Source organism: Microbacterium sp. OR21, assembly GCF_047306785.1.
Lineage (GTDB): Bacteria > Actinomycetota > Actinomycetes > Actinomycetales > Microbacteriaceae > Microbacterium > Microbacterium esteraromaticum_E.
The window spans coordinates 139,279-151,673 of the sequence record NZ_JAZEXJ010000004.1 but is presented as its reverse complement, the minus strand read 5'-3'; the positions used below and the strand labels follow the sequence as shown (position 1 = coordinate 151,673).

The following is a 12,395-nucleotide window of genomic DNA, read 5'->3' as shown; positions in this document are numbered from 1 at the left end:
CGCATGGCTGACACCTACGTGCGCGAGCGCTCGACAGAGGGCCGCAAGGACCTGCGGTACCCGGCGGCCCCCGAGCCGCTGGTGGTGCCGGTGTACGACAACCATGCGCACCTGGAGATCACCGACGGCGTCGAGCCGCTGAGCCTGACGGAGCAGCTCGATCGCGCCGAGGCCGTCGGCATAGCCGGGGTCGTGCAGGCGTCGGGCGACATCGAGTCGTCTCGGTGGGCGGTGGATGCCGCGGCATCCGACCCCCGGGTGCTCGCCGCCGTCGCCATCCATCCGAACGACGCGCCGACCTACGCGGCCGAGGGCAGCCTCGACGAGGCGATCGCGGTGATCGACGAGCTCGCCGCGCACCCGCGCACGCGGGCGATCGGCGAGACCGGGCTGGACTACTTCCGCACCGACGAGCCGGGAAGGCCCGCGCAGCACGAGTCGTTCGAGGCGCACATCGCGCTGGCGAAGAAGCACGGCATCGCCATGCAGATCCACGACCGCGACGCGCACGACGACGTGCTCGAAACGCTGACCCGCGTCGGCGCACCCGAGAAGACCGTGTTCCACTGCTTTTCGGGTGACGAGGCGATGGCGCGGGTCGCGGCGGATGCCGGGTACTGGCTGTCGTTCGCCGGCAACATCACGTTCAAGAACGCGCAGAACCTGCGCGACGCGCTGAAGGTCACGCCTCTGGAGCGCATCCTCGTCGAGACCGACGCGCCCTTCCTGACCCCGGTGCCGCTGCGCGGGCGACCCAACGCGCCGTATCTCGTGCCGCTCACGGTGCGCTTCATGGCGGCCGAGCTCGACGTCGACGTCGACGAGCTGTGCGCGCGGCTCGCGGCGAACACGCTCGCGGTGTACGGGCCCTTCGCCTGATCCCGCTAACCTGCTGGGGTGCGCTTTCTCGATGAGATCACCCTGCAGGATGCGTTCGTGCGGCTGGAGCCGCTCGACCACGCGCACGCCGATGAGCTGAGCCGTGCCGCGGCGACGCTGAGACCCGCCTGGTACACCTCGGTGCCGACCGCCGACGAGGTGCCCGCCGAGATCGACCGCCGGCTGGCACTGCGTGAGGCGGGTGCGATGAACCCGTTCGCGGTGCGCCGGCTGCACACCGGCGAGGTCGTCGGCATGACGACGTTCTGCACCATCGATCAGCCCAACCGTCGTGTCGAGATCGGCTACACCTGGATCGGCGTGCCGGCCCAGGGCACCGAGGTCAACCCGGCGATGAAGCGGCTGCTGCTCGGCCACGCCTTCGATGCGTGCGACGCGATCGCCGTGGCGCTCATGACGCACTTCCACAACAGGCAGTCGCGTGCCGCGATCGAGCGCCTCGGGGCCAAGCTCGACGGCATCCTGCGCAGCCATCGCATCATGCCGGACGGGTCGCTGCGCGACACCGCGGCGTACTCGATCCTGCCGCACGAGTGGCCGGCGGTGCGCAGCGGGCTCGCCGCACGCCTCGCCGAGCGCTAAGCGGCCACGGCGTCGTCGTCGAGCGCTGGTCTGGCGGCGGCGATGTGCGAGATCTGCCGCCACATCAGCGCGAGCGTCAGCGCCGACCCGGCGAACGCGAACCACCACGGCGCCGTCAGTCCCCACGCCTGCGCGATGAGTCCGCCGAGCGCCTGACCGAGTACCATGCCGCCGAAGACGCCGACCATGTTCACCGACCCGACCCGACCCTGCAGCTCGTGTGGCACGAGACGCTGGCGCACGGTCGTCGAGATCGTGCCCCAGACGAAGGCGTACGCGCCGAAGCCGAACATGATCGCCATCGCGACCACGCCGTTCGTGGTCAGCGCGAAGCCGAGATGCATGAGCACCTCGAGCGACAGGCACACCTTCATCAGCGTCGCGAACGAGACATGGCGCTCCAGCCAGCCGAAGCTCAGCGTCGCCAGCAGCCCGCCGACGGCCGACGCAGTGGTCAGCGCGCCGAAGCCGACCGGCCCCATGCCCAGGTGCTCGGTGGCGTAGAGCACGAGGATGCCCCACGGGGCGGCCCACGTGACGTTGAACGCCAGGATGATCACGATCAGCGTGCGCACCGGCTTGTGGTGCCAGGCCCATCGCAGACCCTGCCCGATGTCGTGGCGCACCCGGGTCGGCTCCCCGCGCGGCGGGACAGGCTGGCGCGCGATGCGAGAGATCAGCACGAGCGCCACCGACACCGCGAGCACCTGGGCGAGGAACGGCCAGAACGACCCGACGGCGAACAGGAAGGCGCCGAGCGGAGGCCCGGCGAGCTGATTGGCGACGAGGAAGCCGGCCTGCAGCCGCGCGTTGCCGATGCCGAGGTCGGCGGGCTTCACCATCATCGGCAGCAGGGTGCTCGTGCTCGTGTCGGCGAACACCTCCGCGGTGCCGTACAGGAACGACACGACCAGCACGATCGCGATGTTCGCGGTGCCGGTCACGAGGAATCCGACGAGAGCGGCGACGATGAGGGCCCGGATGCCGTGCGCGAACATCACGAGCATCCGCCGCTCCACGCGGTCGGCGATCGCTCCGGCGTGCAGACCGAACAGCAACCACGGCAGGAACTGCAGCATGGCGCCCGAGGCGACCAGGACCGGAGACGACGTCATCGACGCGATCAGCAGGGGAGAGGCCGCCAGGGCGATGCCGTCGCCGATGTTGCTCGTCCACGCCGCCGACATCAGCCACCGGAAGTCGCGGCCGAGACGGCGTGGTGCGATGAGCTCTCCGACAGCGGTCACTCGCTTGATCTTAGGGGCGAGGAGGGATGCGCGAGAATGGAACCATGACCGTCTCCCTGCTCGGCGCCACCGAGATCCGCCGTCTTGCCGCCGAGCTCGACGTCACCCCCACCAAGAAGCTGGGGCAGAACTTCGTCGTCGACGCCAACACGGTGCGCAAGATCGTGCACGCGGCGGGCGTGCAGCCGGGGGAGCGGGTCGTCGAGATCGGCCCGGGGCTGGGCTCGCTGACCCTCGCGATCCTCGAGGCGGGCGCGGCGGTCACCGCCGTCGAGATCGACCATCGCCTCGCCGAACGGCTGCCGCAGACTGCGCGCGAGCGCGGCGTCGCGGACGGTGCGCTGACGGTGGTGGATGCCGATGCCATGCGGGTCACCGAGCTGCCCGGCGATCCGACCGTGCTCGTCGCCAACCTGCCGTACAACGTCTCGGTGCCGGTGCTGCTGCACTTCCTCGAGACGTTCACCCACCTGCAGCGCGGCGTGGTGATGGTGCAGGCCGAGGTCGCCGAGCGCCTGGCGGCGAAGCCGGGTTCGAAGATCTACGGCGCCCCCAGCGTGAAGGCGGCCTGGTACGGTCCCTGGCGGCTGTGCGGCACCGTCTCGCGGCAGGTGTTCTGGCCGGTGCCCAATGTCGACAGCCTGCTGGTCGGCTTCGTGCGCGACGAGCAGCCGCGCGGCGACGACACCGAGCGCCGACGCACCTTCGAGATCGTCGACGCCGCGTTCAACCAGCGCCGGAAGATGCTGCGCCAGGCGCTGTCGGGTCTGTACGGGGGCTCCGCGGCGGCATCCGCTGTGCTGGAAGCCGCCGGTGTCGCACCCACCGCACGCGGCGAGGACCTCACGGTCGACGACTACCACCGCATCGCTCTGGTGCATCCCGATGCGGCGCAGGTGCCGATAGCCTGACAACGTGACCGAACCGCGCTTCCGCCCCGATGTCCCCGAGCTCCACCGGCCGTATGCCGCGGCCGCCGAGCGCTACCAGCGCTTCGCCTACCGCCAGGTCGGAACGAGCGGCCTCTACCTGCCGCCCATCTCCCTCGGGCTGTGGTGGAACTTCGGCGACAACATCCCGCTCGACAACCAGCGCGCGCTGCTGCGGCACGCCTTCGACAGCGGCATCACGCACTTCGACCTCGCCAACAACTACGGCCCGCCGTACGGCTCGGCCGAGAAGAACTTCGGTCGCATCTTCGCGGAGGACTTCGCGCCGTACCGCGATGAGCTGATCATCTCGTCGAAGGCCGGCTACGACATGTGGCCCGGCCCGTACGGCGACCTGGGCAGCCGCAAGTACATCCTCGCCAGCGCCGAGCAGTCGCTCGCACGCATGGGCCTGGACTACGTCGACATCTTCTATTCGCACCGCGTCGACCCCGTCACGCCGGTGGAGGAGACCATCGGCGCGCTCGACACGCTCGTGCGACAGGGCAAGGCGCTGTACGTCGGCATCTCGTCGTACAGCGCCGATCGCACCGCAGCGGCGGTCGCCGTGGCGCGCGACCTCGGCACGCCGCTGGTGATCCACCAGCCCTCCTACTCGATCCTCAACCGCTGGGTCGAGGACGGCCTCACCGACGCGCTGCGCACAGCGGGGATGGGGGCGATCGCCTTCACACCACTGGCGCAGGGCCTGCTGACCGGGAAGTACCTCGGCGACGGCACGGCCGAGCGCGCCCAGAAGCGCGGCTCGCTGCCCGACCGGCCGGTGTCCGAAGAGGGCCTCGCCGTGCTGCGTGGCTTGAACGACATCGCCGCCGAGCGCGGGCAGACGCTCGCGCAGATGGCTCTGCAGTGGACGCTGCGCGACCCCGTTGTCGTCTCGGCGCTGATCGGCGCGTCCAGGCCCGAGCAGATCGACGAGAACATCGCCGCCGTCGACGGTCCGGCGTTCAGCGACGACGAGCTCACGACCATCGACGCGCTCGCCCATGGGATCGATGTGAACCTCTGGTCCGTCTCGTCGGAGCTGTGATGGCACCGCGGCCGGATGCCGTGCACGTGCGCGCGCCGGGCAAGATCAATCTCTACCTGGGCGTCGGGCCGCGGCACGACGACGGATACCATTCCCTCGCGACGGTGTTCCAGGCGGTGTCGCTGTACGAGGACGTGCACGCCAGCCGCGCCGACGGGTTCACGCTGGAGGTGGACGGCGACGTCGACGTCTCCGAGGTGCCGCTCGACGACCGCAACCTGGCGATGCGCGCGGCGAAGCTGCTCGCCCAGACGGCGGGTGTGGATGCCGGCGTGCACCTGCGCATCCGCAAGGGTGTCCCCGTGGCGGGCGGGATGGGCGGCGGTTCGGCGGATGCCGCGGCCGCCCTCGTCGCGTGCGACGCGCTGTGGGGCACCGACCTGGGCGCTCAGCGGCTGCACGAGCTCGCCGCGCGCCTCGGAGCGGACGTGCCGTTCGCGCTGCACGGGGGCACCGCGGTCGGCGCCGGTCGCGGTGACGAGCTCACCCCGGCGCTCGCCCGGGGACGCTTCGACTGGGTGCTGGTGCTCAGCGAGCAGGGGCTCTCGACCGCAGAGGTGTACGCCAAGCTCGACCTGCTGCGCGCGCAGGAGGGTGCCGTCGCGGACGACCCGCCGCTGTCGCTCGACGTGCCGCTGCCCGTACTGCAGGCGCTGCGCGCAGGGGAGGCGCGCGAGCTCGCGCCCGCCCTGCTGAACGATCTCGAGGCGGCAGCCGTCGTCGACCGCCCCGACCTCGCCGCCACGCTTGTCGACGGCATCCGCTTCGGAGCGCTGGGCGGCCTGGTCTCGGGCTCCGGGCCCACGATCGCCCTGCTGTGCGACGGCCCGGAGCACGCGCGGTCGCTGCAGGACCAGCTGCACGACACCGGCCGGCGCGCATTGCACGTGCACGGCGCCGTGCCGGGCGCCCGCATCATCGACTGATGCACCCCGGCATCTCGCGTGTCATGATTGTGCGAGCGATGTGACCGTACACATGCGAGGAGGCATGCCGTGACTGCTGCCTCTGAACGCGCCAGAACGCCCAGCATCCGCGACGTCGCACGCCTCGCCGGGGTGTCGCACCAGACCGTCTCTCGCGTGCTGAACGAGCATCCGAGCATCCGGCCCGAGACGAAGGCGAAGGTGCTCGACGCCATCTCGGTGCTGGACTACCGCCCGAACCTCGCCGCGCGCGCCCTGGTCACCAGCCGATCCAACACGCTCGGCGTCCTCTCCGCGACCGTGGGCGAATTCGGTCCAGCGTCGGCGATCGTCGCGATCGAGGAGGCGGCGCGGGCCGAGGGCTACTCGGTCTCGACTCTGAACCTCACCGACACGACACCAGAGGCGATCGGCACGGCGGTGCGCCAGCTCGTGCGCGAGCATGTCGACGGCATCGTCGTGCTCGCCCCTCAGGTGCGCGTCTTCAATGTGCTGCGCGGCATGGCTGCATCCGTGCCCTTCGTCAGCCTGCAGACGGCTTCCGGGTCGGACGGTGTGACGCTGGCGGCCGACCAGGTGCACGGCGCACGGATGATCACAGAGCACCTCATCTCGCTCGGCCACTCCGAGATCCTGCATCTCGCAGGGCCGCAGGACTGGATCGAGGCCGAATCGCGGATGCGCGGATATCTCGAGGCGCTGCGGGATGCCGATCGCCCGACCTTCCCGCCGATCCGCGGGGACTGGACCGCCGACTTCGGATACTTCGCGGGCCGCGAGCTGTCGCGGCGGGTGGACTTCACTGCCGTGTTCGCCGCGAACGATCTGATGGCGATCGGGCTCATGCACGGCTTCCGGGACTTCGGCGTGAGGGTTCCGGACGACGTCAGCGTGGCCGGGTTCGACGACATCCCGGTCGCCGCCCACGTCGCGCCGACCCTGACGACCGTGCACCAGGACTTCCATGAGGTGGGGCGCCGGGCGGTGGCCATGCTGCTCGCCGAGATCCGCGGAGAGACGCGGCCGGTCTTCGGGGCGCTGCAGCCTGAGCTGCGCGTGCGCGAATCGACATCATCACACTGAGATCGCGATCGGCGACGGCCACTTGACAGTGCGTCGATCCCGGCGCATCATGAGTTAGCCAATGTGAACGGTCACATTGAGTCACCGCCATCCGTGTCGAGGAAGATCCGTGAGCATAACGACTACGCTGCCCAGCGTCGCAGGCCCGATCCTTGAGATGCGTCGCATCACCAAGGAGTTCCCCGGGGTGAAGGCGCTCGCCGACGTCTCGATCACGGTGCGCACCGCCGAGGTGCACGCCATCTGCGGCGAGAACGGCGCGGGCAAGTCCACCCTGATGAAGGTGCTCTCGGGTGTCTACCCGTACGGCACGTACGACGGCGACATCGTGCTCTACGGCGAGGAGCAGCGGTTCAAGGACATCGCGGCCAGCGAGAGTGCGGGGATCGTGATCATCCACCAGGAGCTCGCGCTCATCCCCGAGCTGTCGATCACCGAGAACATCTTCCTCGGCAACGAGATCCGCCGCTTCGGCGCCATCGACTGGCAGGCCCAGAAGCAGCGTGCGGTCGAGCTGCTCGCGCGCGTCGGTCTCGATGAGGACCCGGATGTTGCGATCAAGCACCTCGGCGTGGGCAAGCAGCAGCTGATCGAGATCGCCAAGGCGCTCAACAAGGACGTCAAGCTGCTGATCCTCGATGAGCCGACCGCCGCGCTGAACGAGAACGACTCGCAGCATCTGCTCGATCTGATCCTGGGCCTGAAGGCCAAGGGGATCACGTCGATCATCATCAGTCACAAGCTCAACGAGATCGAGCAGATCGCCGACGAGATCACCATCATCCGCGACGGCCGCACCATCGAGACGCTCGACATCTCCCGCGGCGAGATCAACGAGGACCGCATCATCCGCGGCATGGTCGGGCGCTCGCTCGAGAGCCGGTACCCCGACCGCACCCCCGAGATCGGCGAGGTGTTCTTCGAGGTGAAGGACTGGTGGGTGCAGCACCCCACCGTCGCCGAGCGCATGGTCGTGAAGGGATCGAGCATCGAGGTGCGCCGCGGCGAGGTCGTCGGCATCGCCGGGCTCATGGGCGCAGGGCGCACCGAGTTCGCGATGAGCATCTTCGGGCGCTCCTACGGACTGTTGCAGTCCGGCACCCTGATCAAGGACGGGCGCGAGATCGCCCTGCCCGACGTCGCCTCCGCGATCAAGCACGGGCTCGCGTACGTCAGTGAAGACCGCAAGGTGCTCGGCCTCAACCTGCTCGACACCATCAAGCGCTCGATCGTCGCGGCGAAGCTGTCGAAGATCGCCACACGAGGGGTCGTCGACGAGCGCCAGGAGTTCGCGACCGCCGAACGCTACCGCAAGGCTCTGCGCATCAAGACCCCGTCGGTCGAGGAGGGCGTCGGCAAGCTGTCCGGCGGCAACCAGCAGAAGGTCGTGCTGGCCAAGTGGATGTTCACCGACCCCGACCTCCTGATCCTCGACGAACCCACCCGGGGCATCGACGTCGGAGCGAAGTACGAGATCTACTCGATCATCAACGAGCTCGCAGCCCAGGGCAAAGGCGTCATCGTCATCTCCAGTGAGCTGCCCGAGCTTCTCGGCATCTCCGACCGCATCTACACCGTCTTCGAGGGACGCGTCACCGACTGCATCCCGTCCGACCAGGCCACCCCGGAGGCGCTCATGCGCAGCATGACCTCCGCAACCCAGAGAGCACAGGCATGAGCGAAACCACCCCAGAGCGCCGCCGGTTCCACCTCGGCGACATCAAGAAGATGTTCGGCGGCGGAGGCCGCTCGGCGCTGCGGCAGTTCGGGATCCTCGGAAGCCTCATCGTCATCCTGATCTTCTTCCAGATCTGGACGTTCATCGCGAAGGGCCAGGGCCTGACCCTCTCGCCGGGCAACCTCATCAACGTCGTCAACCAGTACTCGTACATCCTGATCCTGGCGATCGGCATGGTGATGGTGATCATCATGGGTCACATCGACCTGTCGGTGGGATCGGTCGCGGCGTTCACCGGGATCATCGTCGCCAAGGCGATGGCCGAATGGAACGTCCCCTGGTGGGGCGGCATCCTCATCGGCCTCGGCGTGGGCGTGCTGGTGGGCGCGTGGCACGGCGTCTGGGTGGCGTACGTCGGCGTGCCGGCGTTCATCGTCACACTGGCCGGCATGCTGTTCTTCCGCGGTGCGAACCAGTGGATCGGGCAGTCCACCACGGTGCCCGTGCCCAACGAATTCACCTACATCGGCGCGGGATACCTGCCCGAGGTCGCGGTGCCCCTGCCGTTCAACGTGCCGACCATGATCCTCGCCGTGATCGGCGTCGCCTGGATCGTGTTCCACGAGATCTGGACCCGCCGCGCGCAGCGACGGATGGGATCGGAGATGGCGCCGGGCTGGGTCAGCGCCACCAAGGTCACGCTGCTCTCGGTGATCATCCTGCTCGCCGGCTGGCAGTTCGCCACGGGCCGCGAAGGCACCAGCTTCCCCGTCTCGGGCGTGATCCTCCTCGTCCTCGTGATCGTGTACAGCTTCGTCACCAACAGCACCGTCTTCGGCCGGCACATCTACGCCGTCGGCGGCAACCGGCAGGCCGCCCGGCTCTCGGGCGTCAAGGACCGCTGGGTCGACTTCTTCGTGATCATGAACATGTCCGTGCTGGCCGCGCTCGCCGGCATGCTCTACGTCGCCAGGGCGACGGCATCCGGTCCGCAGGACGGCAACGGCTGGGAGCTCGACGCGATCGCCTCGGTCTTCATCGGCGGCGCGGCGGTGTCGGGTGGCATCGGCACGGTCATCGGGTCGATCATCGGTGGCTTCGTGATGGCCTTCCTGAACAACGGTCTCGCGCTGCTCGGCTTCGGCGCCGACGTCGTCGCGATGATCAAGGGCCTGGTGCTGCTGGTCGCCGTCGGCATCGACGTGTGGAACAAACAGCAGGGCCGCCCCTCGGTCATCGGCTTCCTCACCCGCCGATTCGCACGCCGCGATCCCGAGCCGTTCCCGGCCCTGGCCACCACGCCGGAATCCGGCAAGAAGTAGCTCTCACTCCCTTCACCGCAGAACACCAGAGAAAGAGATCACATGAAGAAAATCCTCCTGACGGCGACAGCGATCGTCGCCGCCGGCGCGTTCATGCTCACCGGATGCTCGTCCGAGCGCGGCGGAACCCCCGCCGGCGACGGCGGCAAGGGCGAGGCCGCGGGCTTCCCGGCCGATGCCACGATCGGCGTCGCCCTCCCCGACAAGACCAGTGAGAACTGGGTCCTCGCCGGAAAGCTGTTCACCGACGGCCTCGAGAAGGCCGGCTTCAAGGCCGACGTGCAGTATGCGCCCGCCTCGAACACGGTGGCCGAGCAGCAGAACCAGATCCAGGCGATGGTCACCGGCGGCGCCAAGGTCATCATCATCGGCGCGAAGGACGGCAAGCAGCTGACCACCCAGGTGCAGGCGGCGAAGGATGCCGGCGCCTACGTCATCGCCTACGACCGGCTGATCGAGAACACCGAGGCTGTCGACTACTACGTGGCATTCGACAACTTCAAGGTCGGCCAGCTGCAGGGACAGGCGCTGCTCGACGGGCTGGCAGCCAACGCCGGTCACGAGGCTCCCTACAACATCGAGCTCTTCTCGGGCTCGCCGGATGACGCCAACTCGGCTGTCTTCTTCAACGGCGCAATGGACGTGCTGCAGCCGAAGATCGACGATGGAACGCTGAAGGTGCTCTCGGGCCAGACCGAGATCGCGCAGACGGCGACCGACGGGTGGAAGGCCGAGAACGCTCAGCGCCGCATGGACTCGATCCTCACCTCGACCTACAGCTCGGCGACCGTCGACGGGGTGCTCTCGCCCAACGACACGCTCGCCCGTGCGATCATCACCTCAGTCCAGCAGGCCGGCAAGCCGGTTCCCGTCGTGACCGGTCAGGACTCCGAGGTCGAGTCGGTCAAGTCGATCATGGAGGGCGTGCAGTACTCCACCATCAACAAGGACACCACGCTGCTCGTCGAGCAGGCCATCAAGATGGTCGGCCAGCTGCAGAAGGGCGACAAGGCCGAGGTCAACGACACCGAGCAGTACGACAACGGCAAGAAGGTCGTTCCCGCGTACCTGCTCGACCCGGTGATCGTCACCAAGGAGAACGCAGAGGAGGCGTACGAGAACGTCCCGAGCCTGCTCGAGATCGTGAAGTCGTACAAGTAATCGCGCGAGTCGACACGGCGGGCCGCGCGGGATCATCCCGCGCGGCCCGCCTGCGCGTGTGCCGCCGTCCCTCTGTGAGGATGGAGGGATGGCTGCGCAGAAGAACTGGCGGATGCGCCTGGTCGAGGCGATCCGCGTCGACGCCGCATCCCGGCCCGAGACCCAGGCGATCCTGTCCGTCGACGAGATGTATGCCCGGCGGGTGATCGAACTCGCGATGCGCATCGCCGAGGCGCTGATCGCAGTCGGCGCGGCGGCGAACGAGGTGGTGCTCTCCGCGACCCGCGTCGCCGCCGCGCTCGGCATCCGCCCGGTGCACGTCGACATCACCTTCAACTCGATCGCCGTGTCGTATCAGGGCGGTGAAGCCGATGCGCCCTTCACGGCCATCCGCGTGGTGCGCGCACCCGTGCCAGACCACGCCAAGCTGCAGCAGCTGCAGGCGCTGGTGGTCGACATCGAGGCCGGCCTCGCGCTGCCCGAGGCGCGCGTGCGCTTTCATGCCATTCGGCGCACGCCCTTCCGCTACCGGCCCACGGTGATCGTGCTGGCCCAGGGGCTGCTGGCGGTCGGGGTCTGCCTGCTGTACGGAGCGTCGTGGGTGACGACGCTCATCGCGTTCCTCGCCGCGTGCGGCGCGGCGCTCACCCAGCGGTGGATGGCGCGGATGCACGTGCCGTTCTTCTTCTCGCAGGCGGCCGGCGCCCTCGTGGTCACGGCGTTCGCCGCCGCCACCAACGCGCTGCGCACCCAGGGGGTCGCGCCGTTCGACGAGGCGAGCATCGCCGTGATCGTCGCGGCCGGGATCGTCCTCATGCTCGCGGGGATGTCGGTGGTCGGCGCCGCGCAGGACGCCATCGACGGCTTCGCCCTCACCGCGGGCGGGCGCATCCTCGACCTCGCGCTGCTCACCCTCGGCGTCGTCGTCGGGATCGTCGGCGGCGTCGCCCTCGCGCAGCGGCTGGGCGTCGGCTTCACGCTGTCGACCGAACCGCCGGCACTCGGGCCGGGGACGATGCAGGTGGCAGGCGTCGTGCTGATCGCCGTCACCGTCGCGGTGTGGAACGGCGCGACCTCGCGCACCATCCTCGTGTCGGCGGTGCTCGGCGCCATCGCGTGGGGCGGATTCAGCGCCGGCGCGGCCGGCGGTTTCGGTGTGCCCATCGCCAGCGCGGCGGGCGCGCTGATCGCCAGCTTCGTCGGCACGCTCGTCGCGCATCGCCTGCACGTGCCGTCGATCGCGGTGACCACCGCGGCGATCGTGCCGATGGTGCCCGGATCGGTCGTGTACCGGGGTCTGCTGGGCATCGTCGAGGCGGAGGACGACCCCATCGGCCTCATCCTCGGCTTCGCCGACCTGCTGCAGGCGGGCGCGGTGGGCCTGGCGCTGGCATCCGGGGCATCCCTCGGCCTCGTCCTCGGCGCCCCGGTGCGCGACACGTTGCAGAGCGTCGTGCGCCGCCGCGGCCGCATCCGCTGAGAATCGCCGCGACGGCTGTCGCCTAACCTGGAAGGC

The 12,395-nt window shown here is 69.1% G+C and carries 11 protein-coding genes; 10 read left to right on the top strand and 1 reads right to left on the bottom strand.

What is annotated here, in order from left to right:
* Window positions 1-3: 3 nt before the first annotated feature.
* Both V2S04_RS13285 and V2S04_RS13280 read left to right on the top strand, forming a co-directional pair.
* Window positions 4-879 (top strand): TatD family hydrolase, encoded by an 876-nt coding sequence (locus V2S04_RS13285; protein WP_413638925.1) that lies wholly within the window; start codon window positions 4-6, stop codon window positions 877-879.
* Window positions 880-897: 18 nt separating this feature from the next.
* Window positions 898-1,482 (top strand): GNAT family N-acetyltransferase, encoded by a 585-nt coding sequence (locus V2S04_RS13280; protein ID WP_413638924.1) that lies wholly within the window; start codon window positions 898-900, stop codon window positions 1,480-1,482.
* On the opposite strand, the gene V2S04_RS13275 is transcribed toward V2S04_RS13280, so the two are convergent.
* A complete protein-coding gene (locus tag V2S04_RS13275) occupies window positions 1,479-2,729 on the bottom strand; it encodes an MFS transporter (protein ID WP_413638923.1) in 1,251 nt (416 codons plus the stop codon). The two genes, V2S04_RS13280 and V2S04_RS13275, sit on opposite strands and share 4 nt — an antisense overlap.
* Before the next feature lie 44 nt (window positions 2,730-2,773).
* Here V2S04_RS13275 and rsmA point away from each other — a divergent pair, with 44 nt between their 5' ends.
* The 8 genes from rsmA (at window position 2,774) to V2S04_RS13235 (ending at window position 12,359) form a co-directional block, all read left to right on the top strand.
* Complete coding sequence (gene rsmA, locus V2S04_RS13270) at window positions 2,774-3,640, top strand: 16S rRNA (adenine(1518)-N(6)/adenine(1519)-N(6))-dimethyltransferase RsmA (protein ID WP_413638922.1); 867 nt, start codon at window positions 2,774-2,776, stop codon at window positions 3,638-3,640.
* A 4-nt stretch (window positions 3,641-3,644) separates the two neighbouring features.
* Window positions 3,645-4,709 carry an L-glyceraldehyde 3-phosphate reductase gene (mgrA, locus tag V2S04_RS13265; protein ID WP_413638921.1) on the top strand — a complete coding sequence of 355 codons (1,065 nt, stop codon included), beginning with the start codon at window positions 3,645-3,647 and terminating at the stop codon, window positions 4,707-4,709.
* Window positions 4,709-5,635 carry a 4-(cytidine 5'-diphospho)-2-C-methyl-D-erythritol kinase gene (locus tag V2S04_RS13260; RefSeq protein WP_413638919.1) on the top strand — a complete coding sequence of 309 codons (927 nt, stop codon included), beginning with the start codon at window positions 4,709-4,711 and terminating at the stop codon, window positions 5,633-5,635. The genes mgrA and V2S04_RS13260 overlap by 1 nt, the downstream gene beginning before the upstream one ends.
* Before the next feature lie 69 nt (window positions 5,636-5,704).
* Window positions 5,705-6,718, top strand: a complete 1,014-nt coding sequence (locus tag V2S04_RS13255) for a LacI family DNA-binding transcriptional regulator (RefSeq protein WP_413638918.1) — start codon at window positions 5,705-5,707, stop codon at window positions 6,716-6,718.
* A gap of 157 nt (window positions 6,719-6,875) precedes the next feature.
* Window positions 6,876-8,396 (top strand): multiple monosaccharide ABC transporter ATP-binding protein, encoded by a 1,521-nt coding sequence (mmsA, locus tag V2S04_RS13250; protein WP_413638994.1) that lies wholly within the window; start codon window positions 6,876-6,878, stop codon window positions 8,394-8,396.
* On the top strand, window positions 8,393-9,718 hold the full coding sequence (mmsB, locus tag V2S04_RS13245) for a multiple monosaccharide ABC transporter permease (protein ID WP_413638917.1): 1,326 nt from the start codon (window positions 8,393-8,395) through the stop codon (window positions 9,716-9,718). The genes mmsA and mmsB overlap by 4 nt, the downstream gene beginning before the upstream one ends.
* 42 nt (window positions 9,719-9,760) lie before the next feature.
* Window positions 9,761-10,879 (top strand): substrate-binding domain-containing protein, encoded by a 1,119-nt coding sequence (locus V2S04_RS13240; protein WP_413638916.1) that lies wholly within the window; start codon window positions 9,761-9,763, stop codon window positions 10,877-10,879.
* Between the two features lie 88 nt (window positions 10,880-10,967).
* Entirely contained in the window at window positions 10,968-12,359 is a 1,392-nt protein-coding gene (locus V2S04_RS13235; RefSeq protein WP_413638914.1) for a threonine/serine ThrE exporter family protein, read from the top strand.
* The last annotated feature ends 36 nt before the right edge of the window (window positions 12,360-12,395 follow it).

Excerpts from the sequence above, each read along its gene's own strand:
- V2S04_RS13285 (WP_413638925.1), top strand. The coding sequence starts at position 4 with ATGGCTGACACCTACGTGCGCGAGCGCTCGACAGAGGGCCGCAAGGAC.
- rsmA (WP_413638922.1), top strand. The coding sequence starts at position 2,774 with ATGACCGTCTCCCTGCTCGGCGCCACCGAGATCCGCCGTCTTGCCGCC.
- V2S04_RS13260 (WP_413638919.1), top strand. The coding sequence starts at position 4,709 with ATGGCACCGCGGCCGGATGCCGTGCACGTGCGCGCGCCGGGCAAGATC.
- mmsA (WP_413638994.1), top strand. The coding sequence starts at position 6,876 with ATGCGTCGCATCACCAAGGAGTTCCCCGGGGTGAAGGCGCTCGCCGAC.
- mmsB (WP_413638917.1), top strand. The coding sequence starts at position 8,393 with ATGAGCGAAACCACCCCAGAGCGCCGCCGGTTCCACCTCGGCGACATC.
- V2S04_RS13240 (WP_413638916.1), top strand. The coding sequence starts at position 9,761 with ATGAAGAAAATCCTCCTGACGGCGACAGCGATCGTCGCCGCCGGCGCG.
- V2S04_RS13235 (WP_413638914.1), top strand. The coding sequence starts at position 10,968 with ATGGCTGCGCAGAAGAACTGGCGGATGCGCCTGGTCGAGGCGATCCGC.